At 33.1% G+C, this 21,738-nt stretch carries 29 protein-coding genes; 3 read left to right on the forward strand and 26 right to left on the reverse strand.

Annotated features, from left to right (window positions below; all coding sequences use genetic code 11):
- The 22 genes from AC52CF_RS12200 to AC52CF_RS12305 all read right to left on the reverse strand — a co-directional run bounded on the left by AC52CF_RS12200 (position 1) and on the right by AC52CF_RS12305 (position 12,984).
- Complete coding sequence (locus tag AC52CF_RS12200; RefSeq protein WP_496517177.1) at positions 1–669, reverse strand: hypothetical protein; 669 nt, start codon at positions 667–669, stop codon at positions 1–3.
- A gap of 33 nt (positions 670–702) precedes the next feature.
- Positions 703–1,260, reverse strand: a complete 558-nt coding sequence (locus AC52CF_RS12205; protein ID WP_496517178.1) for a hypothetical protein — start codon at positions 1,258–1,260, stop codon at positions 703–705.
- Between the two features lies 1 nt (position 1,261).
- Positions 1,262–1,660, reverse strand: coding sequence for a hypothetical protein (locus AC52CF_RS12210; RefSeq protein ID WP_496517179.1), 399 nt, complete (start codon positions 1,658–1,660; stop codon positions 1,262–1,264).
- Between the two features lie 475 nt (positions 1,661–2,135).
- Entirely contained in the window at positions 2,136–2,609 is a 474-nt protein-coding gene (locus tag AC52CF_RS12215) for a hypothetical protein (RefSeq protein WP_496517180.1), read from the reverse strand.
- A gap of 20 nt (positions 2,610–2,629) precedes the next feature.
- Positions 2,630–3,046: a hypothetical protein gene (locus AC52CF_RS12220; protein ID WP_496517181.1), complete on the reverse strand. Its 417-nt coding sequence runs from the start codon at positions 3,044–3,046 to the stop codon at positions 2,630–2,632.
- A gap of 3 nt (positions 3,047–3,049) precedes the next feature.
- The gene (locus AC52CF_RS12225; protein ID WP_496517182.1) at positions 3,050–3,295 is read right to left on the reverse strand and encodes a hypothetical protein; all 246 of its coding nucleotides are present in this window, start codon (positions 3,293–3,295) and stop codon (positions 3,050–3,052) included.
- A gap of 2 nt (positions 3,296–3,297) precedes the next feature.
- Positions 3,298–3,762, reverse strand: coding sequence for a hypothetical protein (locus AC52CF_RS12230; protein ID WP_496517183.1), 465 nt, complete (start codon positions 3,760–3,762; stop codon positions 3,298–3,300).
- 11 nt (positions 3,763–3,773) lie between these two features.
- Complete coding sequence (locus AC52CF_RS12235) at positions 3,774–4,103, reverse strand: hypothetical protein (RefSeq protein ID WP_496517184.1); 330 nt, start codon at positions 4,101–4,103, stop codon at positions 3,774–3,776.
- Between the two features lies 1 nt (position 4,104).
- Positions 4,105–4,680 carry a hypothetical protein gene (locus AC52CF_RS12240; protein WP_496517185.1) on the reverse strand — a complete coding sequence of 192 codons (576 nt, stop codon included), beginning with the start codon at positions 4,678–4,680 and terminating at the stop codon, positions 4,105–4,107.
- Positions 4,681–4,682: 2 nt separating this feature from the next.
- Positions 4,683–5,141: a hypothetical protein gene (locus tag AC52CF_RS12245; protein WP_496517186.1), complete on the reverse strand. Its 459-nt coding sequence runs from the start codon at positions 5,139–5,141 to the stop codon at positions 4,683–4,685.
- A complete protein-coding gene (locus AC52CF_RS12250) occupies positions 5,138–5,683 on the reverse strand; it encodes an ASCH domain-containing protein (protein ID WP_496517187.1) in 546 nt (181 codons plus the stop codon). The genes AC52CF_RS12245 and AC52CF_RS12250 overlap by 4 nt, the downstream gene beginning before the upstream one ends.
- A gap of 7 nt (positions 5,684–5,690) precedes the next feature.
- Entirely contained in the window at positions 5,691–6,056 is a 366-nt protein-coding gene (locus AC52CF_RS12255; RefSeq protein ID WP_336689404.1) for a hypothetical protein, read from the reverse strand.
- Positions 6,056–9,097, reverse strand: a complete 3,042-nt coding sequence (locus tag AC52CF_RS12260) for a primase-helicase family protein (RefSeq protein ID WP_496517188.1) — start codon at positions 9,095–9,097, stop codon at positions 6,056–6,058. The genes AC52CF_RS12255 and AC52CF_RS12260 overlap by 1 nt, the downstream gene beginning before the upstream one ends.
- 29 nt (positions 9,098–9,126) lie before the next feature.
- Positions 9,127–9,387 (reverse strand): hypothetical protein, encoded by a 261-nt coding sequence (locus AC52CF_RS12265; protein WP_496517189.1) that lies wholly within the window; start codon positions 9,385–9,387, stop codon positions 9,127–9,129.
- A gap of 146 nt (positions 9,388–9,533) precedes the next feature.
- Positions 9,534–9,848 (reverse strand): hypothetical protein, encoded by a 315-nt coding sequence (locus AC52CF_RS12270; RefSeq protein ID WP_496517190.1) that lies wholly within the window; start codon positions 9,846–9,848, stop codon positions 9,534–9,536.
- Complete coding sequence (locus tag AC52CF_RS12275; protein WP_496517191.1) at positions 9,845–10,180, reverse strand: hypothetical protein; 336 nt, start codon at positions 10,178–10,180, stop codon at positions 9,845–9,847. The genes AC52CF_RS12270 and AC52CF_RS12275 overlap by 4 nt, the downstream gene beginning before the upstream one ends.
- Positions 10,177–10,881 carry an HNH endonuclease signature motif containing protein gene (locus tag AC52CF_RS12280; protein WP_496517192.1) on the reverse strand — a complete coding sequence of 235 codons (705 nt, stop codon included), beginning with the start codon at positions 10,879–10,881 and terminating at the stop codon, positions 10,177–10,179. Before AC52CF_RS12280 ends, AC52CF_RS12275 begins: the two co-directional genes overlap by 4 nt.
- The gene (locus AC52CF_RS12285) at positions 10,857–11,102 is read right to left on the reverse strand and encodes a hypothetical protein (RefSeq protein ID WP_496517193.1); all 246 of its coding nucleotides are present in this window, start codon (positions 11,100–11,102) and stop codon (positions 10,857–10,859) included. The genes AC52CF_RS12280 and AC52CF_RS12285 overlap by 25 nt, the downstream gene beginning before the upstream one ends.
- Positions 11,099–11,425: a hypothetical protein gene (locus AC52CF_RS12290; RefSeq protein ID WP_496517194.1), complete on the reverse strand. Its 327-nt coding sequence runs from the start codon at positions 11,423–11,425 to the stop codon at positions 11,099–11,101. The genes AC52CF_RS12285 and AC52CF_RS12290 overlap by 4 nt, the downstream gene beginning before the upstream one ends.
- A 535-nt stretch (positions 11,426–11,960) precedes the next feature.
- On the reverse strand, positions 11,961–12,155 hold the full coding sequence (locus AC52CF_RS12295; RefSeq protein WP_496517195.1) for a hypothetical protein: 195 nt from the start codon (positions 12,153–12,155) through the stop codon (positions 11,961–11,963).
- 44 nt (positions 12,156–12,199) lie between these two features.
- On the reverse strand, positions 12,200–12,757 hold the full coding sequence (locus AC52CF_RS12300; RefSeq protein ID WP_496517196.1) for a helix-turn-helix transcriptional regulator: 558 nt from the start codon (positions 12,755–12,757) through the stop codon (positions 12,200–12,202).
- A gap of 5 nt (positions 12,758–12,762) precedes the next feature.
- The gene (locus tag AC52CF_RS12305) at positions 12,763–12,984 is read right to left on the reverse strand and encodes a hypothetical protein (protein ID WP_336689415.1); all 222 of its coding nucleotides are present in this window, start codon (positions 12,982–12,984) and stop codon (positions 12,763–12,765) included.
- Positions 12,985–13,097: 113 nt separating this feature from the next.
- On the opposite strand from AC52CF_RS12305, the gene AC52CF_RS12310 reads away from it, so the two are divergent.
- Complete coding sequence (locus tag AC52CF_RS12310) at positions 13,098–13,406, forward strand: helix-turn-helix domain-containing protein (protein ID WP_496517197.1); 309 nt, start codon at positions 13,098–13,100, stop codon at positions 13,404–13,406.
- Between the two features lie 68 nt (positions 13,407–13,474).
- Here AC52CF_RS12310 and AC52CF_RS12315 read toward each other — a convergent pair whose 3' ends face one another.
- On the reverse strand, positions 13,475–13,687 hold the full coding sequence (locus tag AC52CF_RS12315) for a hypothetical protein (RefSeq protein ID WP_496517198.1): 213 nt from the start codon (positions 13,685–13,687) through the stop codon (positions 13,475–13,477).
- A gap of 102 nt (positions 13,688–13,789) precedes the next feature.
- Complete coding sequence (locus AC52CF_RS12320) at positions 13,790–13,954, reverse strand: hypothetical protein (protein ID WP_375182257.1); 165 nt, start codon at positions 13,952–13,954, stop codon at positions 13,790–13,792.
- Positions 13,955–14,597: 643 nt separating this feature from the next.
- Here AC52CF_RS12320 and AC52CF_RS12325 point away from each other — a divergent pair.
- Complete coding sequence (locus AC52CF_RS12325; RefSeq protein WP_496517199.1) at positions 14,598–16,136, forward strand: hypothetical protein; 1,539 nt, start codon at positions 14,598–14,600, stop codon at positions 16,134–16,136.
- 518 nt (positions 16,137–16,654) lie between these two features.
- Here AC52CF_RS12325 and AC52CF_RS12330 read toward each other — a convergent pair.
- Entirely contained in the window at positions 16,655–18,715 is a 2,061-nt protein-coding gene (locus AC52CF_RS12330) for a response regulator (RefSeq protein WP_496517200.1), read from the reverse strand.
- Positions 18,716–18,722: 7 nt separating this feature from the next.
- Positions 18,723–20,555 carry a PAS domain S-box protein gene (locus tag AC52CF_RS12335; protein ID WP_496517201.1) on the reverse strand — a complete coding sequence of 611 codons (1,833 nt, stop codon included), beginning with the start codon at positions 20,553–20,555 and terminating at the stop codon, positions 18,723–18,725.
- 567 nt (positions 20,556–21,122) lie between these two features.
- Here AC52CF_RS12335 and AC52CF_RS12340 point away from each other — a divergent pair.
- Positions 21,123–21,665, forward strand: a complete 543-nt coding sequence (locus AC52CF_RS12340) for a peptidoglycan-binding protein LysM (protein WP_214589453.1) — start codon at positions 21,123–21,125, stop codon at positions 21,663–21,665.
- Positions 21,666–21,738: the final 73 nt, after the last annotated feature.

Below are 21,738 nucleotides of genomic sequence, written 5' to 3' on the forward strand. Positions count from 1 at the left end.
TTACCATTGATTACTTATAGGAAATATATTGCTGCTCAAGAAATAATCTGAAAGGATTAATGCCCAGGTGTCTTTTTCTTCATGATTCAGATTGGATCCATCTCTGCGCGCGAATAATCCCTCAAAGTCAATATCCGGATCTTCAATAGCGCTTTCATCTAAAATAATTTCTCCATTGTAAAAAAGCACCGGATCTTTGTCTGCAAAGTTTTGCTCGAAGGTTAGCTCATATCCTTTCTTATCGTTATCATCATTGAATTCGCCTGTGAAGTATAGCGGATTTTCGAAAGATCCGTAAATACGGTGATAGACATCATCGTAAGAATTCATCACGATGACAAAGCCTTGATTGATATTAAGCCGGGCAAACTCGTGAATATCTATCTGATCTCCCGGATAATTTCCTGAAACTTTTTTTTTCCATCCACGTGAATCTACTTCACCATCGGATTTTATATTTCTTTTTTGAGTTGTTGGTGTTAGATAAAGAATGTGAAAACGCCGCCCGTTTTTTAGGTGGATATCTCCAATGCACATTACACCTTTTTCAGACCGCAGCGGCATGGAAGCAATATCATCTTTATATAAAAGATAAAGCTCTCCTTTTGGTGTCGGTAAACCGACGCCTACATTTTTGGGCTTCCTGGCATTGAGTCTGAATTCGGGCATTGATTTTTTTTTACAAAAATCAGATTCAGAGCATTATTCCTGTGTTACACCAAAAAATCCGTAATTTAATCTGTTATTATCCTGAAACAAAGAAAGAACGCCATTATTGGTGTACCGATAGTAAAGTATACGCATCTGATTTTCAGAATATCCCCACTCCAAAAGATCATACATATCACAAAATTCGGATATTGCTTTTTTAATTTTGCTTTTCGTAGAGCTACCTTTGCAATAACCGCGTACAAAAAAACAAAAGTGTGTTCTGAAGTAAGAATCCAGAAATTTGTAAAACTGCTCAAGATCTTCAAAGCTGAGATCAATGGAGAATTCTGCAGTATTGTAAAAATTGATAACTTCTGAAGAAACAACTCTTTTTTTTCCCTGAGTATTTGAATAAATCGTGAGACAAAATTCTTTTACCGATTTAGGCTCCTTTAGACGGGAATATAAAAAATGCCCTAGAACGCTTTTCGGTTCTATCAATATCTGCTTATATTCGCCGCCATCCTTGAGAAGAGAAATACCGTCACATTCCTTCAAAATAAAAGGAATTAAATATTCCGGAATTTCTATCGGTCGTAAGCGGATCATATTATAGAACATCTAAACTTGTGACTGTAAATTTAATGTTAGTTTTGAAGTTATTAGAGCTTATCTCCAGCTTTAAAGCCGTATTGCTGAAGTAATCATTTTTGTAAAAAACTATTTTTTGATCTGTATCAAGCACAACCAGAACAGCTCCAGCCTTAGAAACTTTTTCAATATATTCTTTTTCTCCTTTTCCAGGAACCGAAAATTGTATCTCGTTAACATAATAAAATCCAGAAGTGCTTTCTTTTTTATCGAAAGAAAAAAATGCAGTTCCCGGAGTAAAATAATCCGGCTCCATATTACCTGCTTTGAATATGATTTCTTCGTCCTGAATTCCATCATACAGTAAATCCTTCGGTATAATATATAACTTCTTGATATATAGAAAGTCCTGCTTCATTTTACGGTTTTACACAAAGATACGTAAAGTATCTATTGTTACGTAAAATAACTTGAAAAAAGAAAAAATAATGTAATTTTTTTGTAAGTCTGTAATATTGTAATAACGTTTTGATTGACAGATATTTAAAATAAAATAACATCTGTAATCCCTATATTTTTGATTTGTAATGCTTTTGTAATAGATATTTTAATTACATTTTTTTTGTAATGACTATTTAATTATTACAAAAAATAAAATATACTGTAATACCTTACAAATCGAGATTTCAGGTTATTAATTACAATATTACAAAAATTAATAAATTTTTATGGGGTGCAAGGGGTGGATTGAAAACTGCCGCGGCCTTTCCTTTGAAAGTGCATTTTGGCAGTGTAATTTTAAAATCCCGGAACAGGCTGAGAATCGCATAAAAAAATTCCCGGCGATATTATCACCGGGAATTAAAATCTCACTTAATATTAAAATAAAATATTTACTCGGGTCTAATTCTTGTCCCGTCGGTATTCTCTTCAAAATCTAGGTTGTACATTCTCGAATATAGATTTTCCTTAATTTCAGGCTCCATATAATAAGTGTGATCTGGATATTTATCTTCGAGAATTGGCGCCCAATCTTGCGTTAAAAAACCTTCATCATCAAGTTTATCCCAAAATGCATTATATAAATCTTCACCCCATAAGTCTTTAATCTCTTCTATTTTCATAAATTTATTTTTTTCTACTTCTGGCAATGTTATAGCTGAAACTGGAATTTCACAACACATATCAACAGTCACCCAGTCAGTTCCAGTATCATCATCATGATAGACATCGAAAGCTTCTTGATCAGTACCTTTAAATCTATTCACAAAGCCTTCCATTTCTGCCTTATTAAATCCATGTTTAATTAGTTCTTCCATTAAATTATCTTGGATTCTAATTTTATCGCCTTTTTTAATTTTGATCATTTTTTTGTATTTTAAATTTTCTATAAATAGCCAAATGCTTTGGCTGCAGCTTCACCGATATCGAGCAGATCTCCCTCTTCTTCTTCAGAACTTTCGGAATCTAAAGCATAGATTTTCCCGATTTGTTCATCAAGTTTATCCCACATTTCCGCTTTCCGGATAAGCGTAGGAAGATCGCTTTCCGGATCGATATCGACTTTCGTTTTTCTGAGGCCTTCAACTAATCTTTTTGCATTATCAATAGCTTCTGATAATTCATCTTTCATTTCCTGAATGTCTTCATCCATTGCTATTTCACCTTTTTCCAATTCATAGCAGTTTTCGCAAATGGTTGTATTGGGATACCATTTTTCGGAGCCGTAACCGTCATTCAAATCAAATAATTCGCCACAATGCTGGCAAGGTGTAGGCATTTCCATTTCTTCAAATTCTTCCATATTTTATCTCCATTTAGTTTTATAAACAATTCCATCCTTTCTTGCCGGATTTTCTCTAATAATTATTGTTGGTCGAGAAGGATCAATATTTGTAAATGGATCATGTCTTTTCCTCTCAAGCTTTTTTTCATGAGCTGCCTTTACAATCTTCACTGCCTGCTTTTTAACTTCATCTTCGTTACCTTCGCCTTCAAAATAATCCCAGACCTTACAGTCTTTACCCCAGTTTTGTTCGATTTGATATTTCATATTTATTCGATTTCGCCTTTAGCTTTTAATTCTTCATACTCAGCTTTCATTGTTGGAGCAAGTGTCTTCCAACATTCTGCGCAAAAGTAATCACCGCCTGAATCTTCATGCATTTTGTCCATATCAAATTCTTTTTCACAGCTTGTACATTTTAAATAACAAATACTTTCCAAGGCATCGAGCCTATCAAGTTCAGCAGCGATTAATGCTCCAGCGATAATTAATCTTTCTTTAACATCACGAACCAAAAAGTCTTGAAATATTTCTGCATTCCAATTTTTAGGATAAGCTTGAAATGTCATTCCTTCTATTTCTTTTAATAGCAATAATATTGCTCCGGACTGCAGTTGGTTTGAATTATACCATTCTGGATGATTTACATGATGCTCGGCAGTAAATCCATGTTTGTCAATTTGATGATTTCTTTCTTTGGCGATTAATTGAATGCCTACTGTTAAGTTTTCCATTGATTTATATTTTAAATTTCTTCTGTATATTCAATTTCAAAATCCACTCTTCCATTCAAATCAGTTTCTACTTCAATATTGATAGGACTTTCTATTTCTTCGTATTTTCCATTATTGAAAACAGTTTGATTTTCGCTATTGACATTTAAATATCCAACACCTTCGATAAATTCTCTTGTACCATAACGCGAAACATGACTTGCAATAGATTCAGATAATGATTCCAAATTAGCAGATCCATCTATAGCATCTTTATAGCCAAGAAAAATTTCTTTAAACTCTTCTGAATTTTCATCAAATTCTACGATGACTTCAGCCTTTAATGTTATTCTAAACTTCATATTAAAAAGGTTGTTTTTGATATTCTTCCCACTTTGATTTATACTCTTTCAGAACCGGAACCAACTTTTCCCAAACTTCAATCTTATTTAATGTAGAAACTAATGAAGCGTGTATTTCTTCACTAGTACTTTCGATTTCTGCATATCTAGGTTTATTTGGCTGTAGATCTTCTACAACGATAAAAGCAAGCGCATCCTGGCCGAAAAACGTGAATGTGCAGGACACTGCGATAAGTTTATCCTCTTCCCAATTATTATCTGCGATGTAGATCATTTTCAGATTTGGAGTAAATTCGATATTGGTTTCTCCAGTAGCAATATTTACAAGATCCGGCACAGTTCTAATTGCTTCTTCTACAGAAGTTTTTAGCTTCCTGAAATCTTTAATGACGTTTCCTGCTTCATCATAGTAAACCATTTCCCAAGTTGGATGTGCCAGTCCTTTTTTTCCACTATCAAAAAGAATTTCGATATATCCGTTTTTTTCTCTGGTAATTTTGCCGGAATTTCCGTCGGCTTCTACCTTCATTCCTTTTTCCAGGAATGGTAATTCATAATGTTGTTTGATGTAGTCCATAATTAAAATGTATTTGTTTTTCTGTTTTGTAGATATTCTCTGTGTTGCTCAATTCTTCCGTAAAAATTAGAAATGAGCTTTACTATATCATGGAATGTTTGAGGCGAAGAGTCGTAGGTATGTTCTAAGTCGAAATAGCCAAATGTTAAAAAGCCTTCAGGAGCAGGAGCGCCTCTTGGAAGAAAAATTAATTCTGGATCATTCCAGTCTTTAACTCCATATTCTGGCCTATCTCCATAATAAAATCTGACTTTATCGTTATAGATCTCAAAATCAAAATCCCCAATGATACCAAAGTCGTGATAAGGATATCCATTTTCTCCTTCTTCATTACAGCCCCAATATTCGCACTTTGTGAAAGTGTTTGTTGAATAATTGAACACTTCTATTTGATCTATTAACTCTACATTAAAAGGATCAAATAACTCAACTTCCGTTTTTAGAAATTCAAAATTTTTCATGAGAGGAAGTTTTCAGGTTTTTCAATTATTTCATATTCATATATGAAAACAAACGGATTTCTGTTCCAGGAATCTTCTCCATTCAAGCGTTTCCATAAAGCTGCGAAACGATATGTTGGAACTTGATCAGGATCCATTCCTTCTGCAATTGCGTCTTCATCTGAAATATCTTTCAGCCTTTCACAACGTACACTCGTAACTTTTAAGAAGATCCTGGCTATTTTTTTCGGCATGTGAATAGAAGGTTTCCAGCCAGTAAATAATTTCATACATGAATCTTCATCAGCCTTATAATGATAAACTTGCTGAAAAGGATCAAACCAAAAAGTTTCTCTTACCCAAAGAATATCCCCCGGCTGATATTTAGCTGTCCTGATAATCCAATCTGTGATATTTTTTTTATGATGAAAAGCATACTCTAAAAACATGTAATGCATTTCATCTACAATTCTTCTGGTTTGACTCTTAATTCCTTTTAAATTAGCCTGAACCATTTCTGTCGAAAATAATATTGGTTTGGTTTTTATTATTATATTTTTCATTACAGTATTACAATTTTACATTTTTGAGAGGTTGATTTGGACGAACTTCCATATCGTTGATAAATACATAATTATCTTTTACAGGTGCTAAAACTTCAACTTTCCCTTCAAATGCTTCTTCATACTCTTTTAAATCATTCCAGGAATCTGGAGCATCTCTATACGCTCTCAAAACCTGTTTTTCATTAAATACTTCTCCTTCATAAATGAAACCTGTTTTCCGATTTCCTCTATAAGTGATTACAACGACTTCTCCAGATTTTATAAAACGGATTCCTACAAGATCCAAATTGATTAGAGTACAGTTGAAGCTTAGATATCCAAAATGCTTTTTTAAATCTGCTTTAAATGGTGGAAAATTTGATCTGTACATTATTTTACGTTATAAGGGTCATCATCTTCTTCCACTCCTGATTTTTTCATTTCTGTATAAAGTGGATTGAGTTCAATATCTGAAGCTGCGATGTATATCATTTCATGTGATACACTATTCAAACTTCTCATAATCCTGCCATCTGCTGTAGTAAGCTTATCAGTTGGATTAAGTACATATCCTTTCAGCTCACAGAACTGATTCAGCTTCTTTTTGAAGCTTGTTGCTGAAATTGTCTTCATTGATGCATTATAGAATTTAATACTCTCATAAGCTTCTTTTTTAATTACATAATTATTTAAGCGGGTATCATCAAAATATCCCTCTGCCCATTCAAGGAAGACCGGTCCCATCTCGGTAATAAGATTTCTTTTTTTAATATTTCCTTGTGGAGCACCGAGTTTGTCTTTTGTACCCAAATAAAACTGGAGACATTGCACGGAAAAATTCAAGAACAAATTCCATTGTTTATCATCCCATTCTGTAAAAAATCTATTCTGAAAATCGTGAAGCGGTGAGCGCGCTTCCATATCCTCTTTTGCTCCATGATACCAGTCGCCGTAAGAAACAAATAAAAGCCTCTCCATTGTTGAAGAATCCAAACCAAAAGGCGCATAATTTGTGGTTACACAAAACTTTGGTGATTGATGGAAAGGAATCAGATAAGCATTTTGATTTTTAGGATTCACATTAAGATCCCCTGTAATATCAGTAAAAAGCTGATTGAACTGAAATTTTTTGTCCGCATCGTCGAAAAGAACGTAGTCTGTCTGATCAGTGATTCCATCGTAAAGGAAATCGCTATCTAACAGATTTTTTTTTCTTGCGCCCATATATTTAGAGTTCATAAATAATCTGACCGCATTATTAGATAAAAGAGATTTCCCTGATCGACCATGAGATTCATTATCATCAACCACTTCATTATCCATTACATAAACACACCAAGCTTTCGACGGATCTTTGTATCTATGAAGCAGATATCCGTAGGCATAAACTTTATTAGCAAAGTGTAGCTCCTGCTCATAAACCTGATCATCATCTAAACCAGTTGCAGATCCTTCGGTTCTATAAATATCTAAGCAAAAATTATTTTGCTGCAGATAATCATCCCATTTTGATCTAGGCAGACCTTTAATCTCTTCTTTCCAATGCACTCTGCTCGCATTGATCAGATAATTCATAAAGTCACAGTCTTTACGTAGAATCTTCACATCCCAATTGTTGTTTTCATCTTTCTGAATCTCGAAAAAAGGGTTTCCTTTTATAAGCTTTCCATCCCGATCAACATAATTTGCTTCAAGCCTAATTTCCCTGGTATTAAGACTATGTCTTGTCTGTTTTTTTATGATATTATTTAGAATATCATTTTCCATAACATAGCGACTATAACCTTTTGTGATCTCTTCAACACGATCAGCTTTTACTTCCCAGATAAACTTATCAAAAAACAAATATTGTGTACTAAACGTGTGATCTGTAAAATCAAACTCTTTGGTTTCAAGATTTACAAGTTTTTTATCGGAAACAGCTTCTGAGCCTATCAACATGTTAAGTAAATCATCGGGAAACAGTACAAGTCCTTTTTCTCTTTGTTTCTGATCTAATAAATTATTGAAAAAGTCTTTTATTTCCTGAGCAGATACTTCTTTTAAAATATGTTTATCTTGCTTTACAAAGTAATATCCATCCTTTCTGTTTTCATCTTTTATTCTGAAGAAACCATTTAACTTCAGGAAGTTGAAAGCATTCTTATAATTGATTTTATAATCGGTAGTCTCAGTCCTTTTATTCCATTTTCCTGACCAAAATTTAGCCGGCCTGGCTAACTCAAGGAAACGTTCAACCTTCCTTTTAAGATCAGTTTGATGTTCATCATCGTAGCTGCTATTAATTTTCATAAAGTCAGTAAAATCCTTCAGCGGGTTTCCGCGAAAATCCTTTCTTTTGGTAATTTCTTCAGGAAGCCATGCTGTCTTAACATCCATGTGCTCCAAAGCTATTTTTTTTCCAGCTTCTACTCCTGTAGGATCAAGATCTGGAACATTGATAACTTCATGTGCATGTTTAAACAATAATCCGATTTCGCTTTCAGTGATATCTGCTGTCTCAGAATTGAACCAAACTACCGCATCAGCTTTTCCGGTTGAAGCCATGTTGATAGAATCCCTGTCTCCGGAACAGATAATTACTTTCTTAATTTTCTCTATTACTTCTTTTTGCTCTCCCGTAAAGTGCCCGTTTTCATCTAAAACATCTTCCTTCCTAACGGTCATTCTTTTTAGAATATCGAGGCCGAAAATATGCTGCTTTGGTTTTTTACCCAGATAAGAAAAACGATATTTTTTGTCAGCTGATTTTGGCTGATAGATTTTCATCCACTCTCTGGCAGGATTTGCCGGTTCTACAGATACATCTTTTTTAGGTCCGTGTAAAGAAAGTTTTGGTTTTCCACCTCCTTCAGAAATAATGAAAGCTAATACGGGATTTGTATCTGAACTTGTAACCGTGAAAACATCGCAAAATTCTTTTTGTGTATTATCTGATTTCTTTAACCATGAATAAGATTCCAAAGAGTAAAGACTATATTTTTTACAAATTTCGGAAGTAACTAAGGGACCCAGGGTTTCGAGCTCGTAAGGTGTAAATTCTTTTATTGTATAGGCAAAACCATCATCATTTAATTCCGGACCAGTATATTCACTGAAGCTGCACTTGGTAATATTTTTTGCTTTGGTTTTAGTTTGATCAATTAGATTAAGCTCTTCCCCTAAAGCAAGTAAAGACTCAAAATAAGTTTTACCTGTATAATGCGAATAAATATGAATTGCATGTTTTGATTTTTGGAAAAAGCCTCCGGAATCGCCCCAATCCTTTACGAAATAAATCCCTCCACTTTCATGGATATTCGCACTTTCCGTACCTTCATTTCTTATGCGAAAATGCTTCTTAAGATTTGCATCCGGCAAAAATCTTTGTATTATATCCCAGCCTCCGTTGGTTGCTCTAAAAATATCTTCTTGGCTTATTGGAAATGACATGCTTTACTCTTGCTATTAGTTTATTATTACTATACTACTACTTCATCAAGTGCTGTAAGGAAAATTCCGACATAAAGAATCTCACTAAGAAACTGCATCCCAGCTTTAATTTCTTCAATAGATTCCGCTTTAAAATCGGTGAATTTTTTATCCGGATTTTTTTGATTCCATTTTTTAAAATCTGAAAGGATATCAGACTTAGTGTTATGAACTTTTTCTTTAAAAAATTCCTCCTTTCCTTCGGATTTGAAATAACTTTCTGTTTCGGATTTGATAGTTTCTATATTCATGGATGAAGTTTTGAAAATTTTTACGTGCAAGTTGCGCTGCACGACCTAGCGATTCTATTGCTTGGGCTAAGTTGTCAACAGAGCAAACGATTATCTTTACAGCAGTTCGAGTTTGATGAATTTTTTTAATTTTTTTACGATGTTTTTTACTTGCCATCTTCTATTTGATATTTATTTTTGATTTCATATATGTAAAAAGCAACACAATCAACTCCAGAAATTCCATAATCTTTATTTTTCGAAGAAGCTCCGGCATTGTACCAACTTGGTTTTTTAGGAGAACTTCTTGAATATTCCTGATTAAGAAAATTTATTTGTTGTACGATACCATCCTTAAAAGTTTTTAAATCTTTTTCTTCGATTAAAACCCGATCATTAGCATTAATTAATTCCAAGATTGCAGACTCAAGTTTATTTTTTGCCGAGTAAATTTGACTTACTCTTGTTAGATATAGTTTCATCGATATTTTGAATTATGAAATAGTTGCTCAAATTTTTCCTTACCGAGTTTCGCTATTGCTTCCGAAACATTATTGTGACCTATTGACTGTGCAAATTGAAATTTCCTATCAAAGACATCCCCAACGATTTTTTTTACTGAACCACTTTCAGTTGCATTCGGATCATAACCAAGCTCATGAAACTGCTTAATCCCCTGAAGCTGAACCTTAGCGTTATTAATGATACTGTTGGAAACGTTTACCAAGGCATTAGCTTGATCTGGTTTAATTTTGCCTTCCTTTAGCATGAGAAAAACATCTCCTAAGTTTGTGTTTAAGTCTTGTAAATTCATTCTTCTTTTTTTAGTTGTTTTTTTATTCTTCCTAATAAATGCATTGATTTTCTTAGTTCTGAAGGATATTTTCTCCAATTATTCTTCAAAGCATGCTCTGATCTGGTAACAGCTGTAAGATTAATTGGATCACAGTTTAAATTATTTCCATCAATGTGATTAATTATTTTATCTTTTGGAATAGCACCGATAAACACCTGATAGTTAAAAACTCTTAAATGAATATATCCTTTTGCCGTCTTAATAAACTTATCACCATCCCATACTAAGATTGTTCCTAAAGGATTTTCTCCTCTCGTCTTCCACATTTTTTTAACCCCCTCAACATAAACTCCTTTTGCTTTTGCCTTTTCTTTGATTAAAAAAAGTTCTTCAGGGGTTCTTTTTAAGCGGAGATAGTTTCTTTTTTTTTCAATATGCTTAAAAGTCCAACCTCCAATTTTTTTCCATTTTAAATTGAATTGCTCTGCCAGTTCCTTATCTCCATTACTTTTATAATTATCTTTCAAGTAGTCTATCTGCTCATTAGTCCAATACTGAATATCTATTTTTCTATAACCTGCATTATAAAGCTGCATTCTGAAATGCTGTAAAGCATATTTATATCCTAACTCTTCAGATATTAATCGATGTAACTCAACTACTGTATAAGAATTATAATGTATCTGGATAAACTCTAAATGTTGTTTTGAAAATTCCATTTTGGTACAAATAATATTTTTCCACATTTTGAACAATTCCAAGTCTTTCTTAAATCCTCTTCATTTCCACATTCACATTTTTTCCAAACTTCATGATTATGTTCTTTAAGTAGCTTATAAAATGAAACATTGCCTGCTTCAGTTTTTAAATCAGAAAGGGCAAACTCTTTGATTGGTTTATCCTGGAATGATTTTATAAAATTTTCAATTTCCGAAGTCATAATAAAGTTATTTTTGCGGGAGGATTTTTTGATCTTTCAATACGATCAATTTCAGCAGCTAAAAAAGCACCAGCAATTTCCAATCTTTCCAACAAAGGTTTAATACATAGACCATAAAAACTAAATCTATCCCAATTTAAAGGAGCTTCTAATAATCCTGTTTGCGCATCTTTCGATAATAATTTGTAGGCAGCATCTTGTAACTGCCCGTTTTCATAAAAGTCAGGATTATCTAAAATAAAATTAAGACTATAACCTTGACTGTCAATTTGTTTCTGTCGTGCGCTGGCTATCTTATCGACACCAAAATTTAAACTTTTCATAATTGTTTAACTCGAGTAATTAGTTAATTAATTTTTTTTGGAATTGAAAGCGAGCTTAAGAATGTGATCGTTGTTTTTTCGCCCTGTTCATTCACCTTTAAAACAATAGAACGACAGCAAGGAGATGCAAAAAAATGGTTTTCATACCTCGAACCACATTCCATACATTCTGTGATAGTAGTTTGATTTTTATTCATAATTTTTGGATTTTAATAAAAGAAAAACCCGACCGACTTTCGGTCGGGTAAAAAACTAATAACATAGAAAACTCATTTTATATGAGTTGTGGGAAACGAAGGACTTGCACCTTCATAAGCGATGCTTACACTGTATCTCAGCTTAAAACACTTATTCTGTCGGAATCCCTTAAAAGTAGTCCAGGGCTTCACAGCAGTGGACTACAAACCTTATAAAATTTAATGGGAATAACCAGGCAAACACCTATACTTCTTCTCTGATTAAATCCTTTCACGATTACTAAGAAAAAATTGCTTTTGATTCTTTTTATAAGAAATTTAATCTAAGTGCTTTATTTTTACTGGTTTCTATAAATTTTATCCAATTTATCGTTCATTTCCTCTCTGATCTCATCGGGAATACTGATCAAACCTTGGTCGTAATACATTCTTAGTTTTCTCGAAAATGCAAATAAGCAGTCTTCCGTTTCAATCTTTTGAATCTGTTTGATAGTACCACGAACATCAATTTTTGTATAAACTAATTTCACCATTTTAAATCCTAAAATACCCCGCCGAAACGGGGTTCGGTTAACTATTATATCAGCCCAATTTTAAACGCTACTCCGGCCAATTCTTGTTTTGTAGTAATTTCCATTTTTTTATAAAGCCTGGTTCTGTAGATCTCGAAACTTCCTATAGGAATATCAAGCTCATCAGCAATGACAGTATTCTTTTTTGAAGAACTTAGGAGTTTTATTGCTTTTATATCAAAACTTGTAAGTTCTATACCTTTATACTTTAAAGGTTTACAAACAACACCAAATCCTATACAGTCAGAAATTTTAGGGCATAAAATATTATCCGGGTCAGCTATGCCGTTTTTTAAATCTGGAGTAAAATTTAAACCTCCAAACCGGCATTTTGCCAAAGTTTTCTTTTGATTATACTCATCAGTAAACCAACCGCTAAGAATCTTTTTTGTTTCTGGTTCGTTGTCAAGTATTTCTTTTAAAAAAAATACTTCGTTTTCATGCAGGTCATCATATTTTTTAATACGGCCATTGTTAATAGCCATTAATTCATTTAATTCATGATTAAAGAAAATTTCTAGTGCGCCATCACACATTCCGGGATAAAGCCTTATTGAGCTCATTTGTATTAATTTAAAATCATTTCATATTTTTCAGCTACCTTCTTCAATGCAGCAATAATTCTTAAGTCACCACTTTTCCTTCGCTTAATAGTTCTGATATTCTCAGCAGTAGCAAAAGGAACAATCTCCATAACCTCGTTGGTATAATTAGCTGGCAAATAGTTATCTATAATTTTAAATGCCTCTTCTATATTGGAATCAATTTTCTTTTGTCGCTTTTTTTTCATTACTTTTGCGTTGCATTTTGTGACATATTGTTGCATTACGTGACAAAGTTACGTATTATACCCAAAGACACAATACGTATCATGTTAAAATATGTTAAAAAAAATATAACTAAATGACAATCAGCGAGAAAATTTATATGTACATGGAAATTAAAGACATGAAGGTTCAAACTTTTTCAGAATTATTAGGAATGAACCGTACCACATTGTCTGCCATGTTAAATGAAAGAAATAGATTTTCTCAGGATTTTTTCGAGGCATTATGTTTAAAATGTCCAGATATTGATCTAAACAGATTGCTAAATCCCGATCATGATAATTTTCTTCAAAAAACGACAGAAACTTCGGATAAGAGCAGAATTAAAGAATTAGAAAATTATATTAAAGAAATTAAAAAAATTGTATCAAAATCTGAAATTTGACACAAATACGACATAATTTTAATTTAAAACATTGATAATCAAAGTGAAAAATAATCCTGTCGAGGTCACTACACCGACATTAGAAGTTTTAACTCTCTTATGTCGGTTTTTTTATTTCCTAATCCATTGTTATATTGATAGATACACTGAGCGACAATGTTCATTCTAGGTGTTTGAAAACTTTTTCCGTCAAATTCGACTTTTTGGGGAAATATCAAACCCCCAATCGTTCTCTTTGTTTGTAAATCGCCCTGCTGATAAAGGTTTTCCAGGTTTTCCATTGAATCAAGCGCATTTTCTATTTTTGGTCTTTATATCTAATTCTTTACTTTCTGAATCTATCAGCTATAGCTCCTGCTCAAGTTGTTCTATTTACGATTTTGTTACTTTTTTGATTTCTTTATATAGTCTTCCTCATCTAATTTATCTGCAACATACTTATCACGTACACTTGATACCTTTTCATTAAGCAAATTAATTTCTTTTGAAACTGATTTTCTTTTGTCTTCAATATCGCTAGTAAATTGTTTGTAGTTATCTAAAAGCACTTCCCTTATTAATTCTTTATAACCGGATTATATTCCAGCTTAAACATTTTAAAGCTTAAAGAGTTCATTAAATTTATCCAAGTCAAATCTGAGAAATTTGTATTAATTAATCGATTGTTTAAATTAATCTTTCAGAAAAGTACTCGATTTAGTTCCTTAACAGAAATTTTGTATACAATAATTTTCCGCAACTTAGTTGAAGTTCATGAAATTACAAGATAAGAGTTTCAATTAAATACCACACGAAAATTTACTAACCATTCCATAATAAATTAATTCAAAATTCAGTAATTATACTGAATTATTTTTACAGAAATTATATTAATATTGTTTTATTGATAAAGTATAAACTAAACCTATTAGCACAGGTTGGGGATTTATGTTTTTCCCTATGCTTTTATCTGTTGGTCATAATTTAGTCATGATGTTAGTAACTATTATTATGCTAACTGAGTATATGGGAACATCCTCGAGTTCCTAAGTGGGAAATTAATTTCAGACTAAAATTTTACAATTTATATTGTATAAAATGGGATTTGTAAAACAGTGTAATAATTTTTTAATAATCACCCTGGTTATAACTAAAGAATGTTATTGCAATTTTAAAAATATAATCAACTAAAAACTAATAATCTAAATAACCATGAAATTAAAATTTAAAAAACTGATGCTTTTGAGCATTACAACAGCTACTTTACTGGGGCTTACATCTTGTAAAAAAGAAACTTACTCTAATACTAAAACAAGTTTAGCAAGTATTTTTGAAGATTACAATAAGAATAACGAAATTAAAAATACAGTCGATACCATAGTTCTTGACAATGATCAAATGTTTGTTGACTGGTCTTGGCAAAAATTTTTATGGTTAACGTCAAATACCAAAGATAATGTTCCTGTATTTATGAAAGAATTAAAACAGGTTAATGATTTTGGCGAAGAAATAAAAATAGATTCTTTAAAAAAGAAAGGATTACCATCTTCATACATAAAAGATGGTAAATTACCATTAATTTTAGATTTGTATCAACAAGCAGACGGAACAAAATTGAGCAGCAAGAGCAATTCTCTCGTAAGATATTCGATACATGCTAATGACGGAATATTAGAGATGTTTCATTCAGCCGATGCATCATTAATTATTAGCCAAGCAGCTGAAATACTAAAAAATGACAGCTTAAAGCGTTCTATTCGTGAGAGTAAAAATCAATATCCAGTTGGTGCTACCGAAATTAAAATAGCTTGGATAGAAACATCTCAAGTAGTAGATTCTACTAAAACGTTTAATATAACTGCTATTGTTAATAAACCTGATAAAAATTTGCACGAAAATTATAATAACGCTGAGCTAAAAAGAATGTCTATGATTGGCTTTCATATATTTACAGTTACAGCAGAGCACCCTGAAGGCGTGTGGTCAACTTTTGATCAACGAGATTTAGCCCCAGATAGAACAAGTTTTCATGGAGACCCTGTAAATTCTAAATCAGATAAATACACATTATTCGATGGAAACGCTGTTGGAAATACAGAAGATGGAATTATTCAAGATAAAACCACTCTTACTCCAAAAATTAAAAATAAAGTATTTCAATCCTACCCTGAAGGAGTTAGATACAATCAGGCATCTCAAGGAATGGAGGTTATTAAAGAAGATAAAGAGTTTGCTACAATGATTAAATCTAGTAACGAATTAGCTAAAAAAGCCCTTACGAATGATAAAGTTAAAATATGGTCGAACTATAAATTTGTAGGCTCTATATGGTCAAAAACGAATGCTCCAATTAATGAGTTGCTAGATGGAGATTTATCAAAACCATATGGTACCGGTAATGGGCAAAGTTTTGGTAGTTTAGATTTAGCAAATGTCACTATGGAAACCACATTCCAAGCAGAAGGAATGAATTGTTTTACTTGTCACTCTATGAATAATAATTTATATAGAACAAATACATCAAAAAAAATAAATGTTAAGTCTCCTTTGATTAACTCGCACTTATTTGAAAAATATGCAGAATTAAAAGCAGCATTATTAGCAAGTCAAGGAGCAGCCAAAACTGAAATGAATAAAGGATTGAATACTAATACAATGAAATCTTCTAATAATATAGATGTAATTAATAAGTTAAAAAATAACATAAGGGAATCATCTCGTGAAGAAGCTAGAGAATTACTTAAAAAGTAGTTATAATACCCTTAAAATACTGGATCGATATTTGATTTTAGGTAATTGTATAATTAAATCTACCACGTTTCATCTTTACATAAATCCTATTAACTACGTACAATTAAAATATTCTTCGTAAAATTTCTATGAAAAGGTGGAAGCCAATCTAAGTAAAATAAAGTAAAACTATTTCAATTTAGATTGTTTCAACTATTTAAAATTATATTGCAAAAAATCTTCTTAATTACGAGAAATTTAATGCTAGATTTCGAATAGCCAATCCTTGTTTAATCTGGCTTAATCGAATCAAATCATCGACAAAAGTGTTTGAAAATACGCTCGTATTGGTCAAAAAAACCAAAAGCGCCAACTAAAAACAGTTGGCGCTTTTTTTATTTAATATCTATTATAATTAGTTCTTCCTCAGGAAACCTATATCACATACCCGCCTAAACAGTAAAATTTCAGTATGAAATATTTGATTGAACGGGTAAAATGAGTAGGAACACTAAATTGTAAATGTAATTTCTGTTTTATTATTTCATTAATTTTTTTATTATATGCAATCCGGTTGATATTTCCTGAATTATTTCGTCGTGTAATATTGAAAAATCTACATTTTGACCGGTCTTATTTTCCCAGTATATTACCTTCTCAGAAAGCTTTATCAATCCGGCCGTTCCGGCTGTTCCCTTCAGTTTATGAAGACTTTTTTTCAGATCATCCATATTTCTTTCTGCAACAGACCGCTTTATATTATTTTCTGCCTGAGTAAGCTCGGTAATCACCAGATTTAAAAATAACCCTTTGAAATCTTCATCATCACCTGTTTGCTGCTGTAAAAATTCCATATCAAGGTTGCTTTCAGCAGTTGCATCATGCTCCATATCCGTTTCTTTTTCCGAAATATATTTGCTCAACATTTCCAAAAGTTCAGCTTGACGTAAAGGCTTCGGAAGAAAATCATTCATCCCGGATTGCAGGCATTTTTCTTTTTCTCCAAATGTTGTTCCGGCTGTCACTCCTAGGATAGGAATTGTTTGATATTCCGGAAGTTTTCTAATTTCCCTTGTTGCTTCAATACCGTCCATTACCGGCATCTGGACATCCATCAGGATAAGAGAAAAGTTCTGTTTTCTGCATTCTTCAAGTGCTTCCAGTCCATTTACAGCTTCCGTAAGCTCTACATCAGGAATAAGGGATTGCATTATTCTGCTATTAAGCAGCATATTCACAGGATTGTCGTCCACTAATAAAACATGAAGACCAGGCGCATGTAAAGAAGGTTCTGTTTTTGTTTCCGTAGCTGTCGGCAGTTGTTTTTCATTATTTTCTGTCGCCCTCCTTAAAGTTTTATATAGATCTTCGGATTTAATCGGCTTTAATAAAAAATAAGAGTTTTCTTCCTGTCGGAAGGAGTTGATAACATCATGTTCTTCTGAAGATGTATGAAGGATCACCAACGGAGAAGTTTCTTTCTGTTTACTAAATAACCCCTTAATTTTTTCAATCGTTTCCAGCCCGGAAATAACAGGCATATGATAATCCATGAGAATAATATCAAAACGTTCTCCCGCTAACAAAATCTGTAAAGCTTCCATCCCATTCGCAGCCAGCCTGGATTCTATATTTTTATAAGCCAGCATATGCTGCAGAATGATTCTGTTTGCTTCGTTATCGTCAACAACAAGTACTTTGCTGATCTTCAGTTCTTCATCTTTATTTGCCGCAGACATTTCATACGGTACATCAATATCGAAGAAAAATACAGATCCTTTGTGTAGTGTACTGTTTAACCTGAGTTCACTTCCCATATAGCCTAGAATATTATTTGAAATGGTAAGCCCGAGTCCGGTTCCTCCGTAACGTTTGCTGATGGAGCTGTTTTCCTGTGTGAAAGCATTAAAAATAGACTGCTGTTTTTCAACGGGTATTCCAATTCCGGTATCCCGCACTGCGAAACGGAGCCGTATTTTCTCATGATCCATCCATTGTTTTTCTACTTTCAGCTCTATTTCTCCCTGTTCTGTAAATTTTACAGCATTTCCTAAGAGGTTGATAAGGATCTGTTTCATTCGGGATTCATCAATCAGGATCGTTTCCGGTAAACCGGGTTCAATATTCAGCAATAATTCTATATCTTTTTTTTGGGACTGGTATAGAATCACGTTGATGACCTGACTTACCATATCATAAACATTACTTTTATCAATCAAAAGATCCATTTTTCCGGATTCAATTTTAGAGAAATCTAAAATGTCATTAATGATCGTAAGTAAGTTCTCCCCCGATTCGTTAATATAGTTGAGATACTGCATTTGTATCTCGTTAAGTGGAGTCTTTAATAATAGATCTGAAAAGCCGATCACACCATTTAACGGTGTACGGATCTCATGGCTCATGTTAGCAAGAAATTCTGATTTTGCTTTGCTTGCAATGTCGGCCATTTTTTTGGCATCCTTCAGTTCATTGTTTGTTTTTACCGTGTCGCTTATATTCTGTACAGAAATAATAATCCCACCAGTAACTCCGTCTGAAAGATACCATGGTCTTACTTCTAGGTTATAATACTGAAGACCATCTTCCTGCTCCAGCACAAAGTTTTCATTTTTTATAGGTCTTTCCTCTTAATGCATTAAAATAAATCTCTTTCCTTTCTTTCGGGACATTGGGTGAAACTGTAAAAATGTTCTGACCGATAAGATCAAGATGATTCATATGAAATTCATCCTTCCAGCTGCTGCTTACAGATATATAATTAAGGTCTTTATCAAACATGGCAACCGCAGTGGGTACGTAAGTTACAAAAGACTGCAGCATTGCTTCTTTTCTTGCCAGTTCCAGATATATATTTTTAAAAGCATTGATATCCTGAATAATTCCGAAAATCTTTGTACATACGCCATCTTCTAATTCCGGAATTCCTTTTACCCTAACCCAAATCATAACGCCATCATTACGTATAAGCTGAAACTCTTCATCATAGGCTATTCCTTCTGATACAGCTCTTTCGAATAAAAATCTCATTCTGGACCGGTCTTCTTCTTTATAAAACTGCAAGGCACTTTCAAAATCAGGCTGCAGCCCCGGATCTATTCTATGAATTTCTTTTGTCGTCTGCGACCAGAATACAGAATTATTTTTCAGATTCACTTCCCATCCTCCTACCTGAGCAACAGCACTTGTTTGCTCAAGTATTTTTTTCGTGTACAAAAGGTCACTTTCCAACATCATCCTTTCCGTTATATTAAGTGCCGTACTTAATACATAAGGCTGTCCTTCCCTATTGATCTCCACTCTATTATGATACATCCAGACAAGCTCCTTTCCCTCCTTTGTTTTCAGGATCATTGTTCCAATGTCTTCCTTATTCTGATTAATCTTCTGTAAATAATCTTCCAGCAGCTTCCAGTTTTTTTCGGGGACAAGATCTTTTAAATTCAATCCGGCAACTTCATTTTCAGAATAATGCAAAATTTCTCTGCCCTTTCTGTTGACCTCAAGAATATTACCTTCCATATCATGCATACTCATCAGTCCGATAGCATTTTCAAAAAAGCTTCTGAAACGGCGTTCCGATCTTTCCAGCTGCAGTTTCTCCTCAATATGCTGAGTAATATTGGTTCCGAAGCAAAAAATCTCAGAATGACTATGATTCCGTTTCATATACCATTCGATGATTACCTGTTGGCTTTCATTCATCTTTGTAGAAGTGGTTATCATCAATTCTTCACCATTCTGAAGAAAATTTCTGACTTTCAGCTTAATATCTTCACTCTGATCTCCCAGAAGTTTTAAAAAATCAAGATGATATGGCTTGCTGTTGTTTTCAAGATGGAATGCCTTTTCAAAAGCCGGATTTATATCTTTGATAATCAGATTATCATCCAGTACACAAATAGGATTATTCGAAATAGTAAAGATCTGCTGAAAATATTCTGCGTGAACATTTTTTCTTTTAGCCATTAAAAGTCTGGTAACTGCTTCTCCTAATTTCTTAAGAGTAGAAATCTGCTCTTTAGATAATGATTTCGGCTCGTAATCGAAAACGCAGAGTGTCCCTAAAGCAAAACCTTCGTCATCCAAAAGCGGAACTCCCGCGTAAAAACGAATACCCGCTTCAATAATCAGCGGATTGCCAGATGATCTTTCGTCTGATAAAGTGTCGTTAATAACGATCGTTTGTCCTGTAGCAACAGAATATTGACAGACTGTATTTTTACGGTCTACTTTATCCAGAGATATCCCGATACAGCTTTGTATCATTTGGGTTTCGCTTTCCATAATGGCAATGAGCGCATTTTGGCAGCCGGAAATAAGACATGCTGTTTCTGTAAAAACGTCCAGCTGAGAATCTTTAGATAAGTTCAACAAATCAAAAAGTTCCAGCTTTTTCATCCTTTCTTTTTCGTTATCAGGAACCATATAATCACTCATATTATTAACCATAAATCATTATAAATCTAAATATAATAAGAAAATTTATATAAAAAGTTTTTTTTGGCAAATATGAGCATTATATCTCACAACAACGAGACAAGCAATTACTTTTTAAAAGGCTTCTGGCATTTTATTCGTAAATGTTATTTTTATATGCAAATCTCAGATGCAGAACAAAGTTTCAATCCTGTTTCGCTGTTTTTTTAATGAGCTTAATTAACGAACAGATCATCGAAGATGTTTTTATATTAAGTATTCGTAATTTTCTGAAGCAGGTTATCTTATTATCTCTACAAAAATCATCTAAAAAGACAGAAGCATCTTAAGATTTTAAAGCTTAAATTTTATAAAGAGCTTAAAGCCAGTGGAGAAAGTTTTATTACGCAAGATGGCAAATTACAAGATTAATCAAAAGAGTAATTATGCGAATCTGATGACATTTATATTTAACATAAAAATCTTGGTTATCTCATATAATGTTCTTAAATTTAATGTAGATTAAGTTTGTTAGTATAGTTCATTTTAAATGAATATTATTTAATACACCTTCAAATTCACCCAATCATGAAAAAACAAATCTTTATCTCCGCTCTGGTTCTGGGAGCAGTTGCTTTAGGAACCAATCTTGTTTTGGCGCAAAATTCTGATCACGCCAGTTCAACAGTAAATATTATTTTAGCAGATGTTATTTCAATGGATATGGGAACTGCTGCTTCAGGCAACGCTGTAGATTTTAACTATGCGAATACAGCAGATTATAATTCTTCAAAAAATGTGACGGTTCCCAATAGCTTAGTCATCATTTCCTCTAAAAATTTTGATATAAAAGTAAAATCTGAGGGCGCAAACTTTGTAAGCGGCACCAACGTAATTCCAGTAGATGTATTACAGGTAAAAGCAATACCCGGCGGAAGTTTATCCGGAACTCTCAATGAGGTCACCTTATCTACAGCCGATCAGGTGCTGGTAAGTAACGCCGCTTCAGGCGCAAAACAATCTCTAAATATTACTTATTCTATTTCAGCACAAAAAGCATCGAATGTCCTTCTGGGAAAACCTAAAGGTACCTATACACAAACGGTAACTTATACAGCCACTGCACTGTAAGTAAACGTCAGTTTTTCTTAAATAAGCCCTCAACACTTTTTGTATTGAGGGCTTTTCTATTTGACACAAATAA

The sequence above is a fragment of the Chryseobacterium sp. 2P genome, from assembly GCF_059579425.1.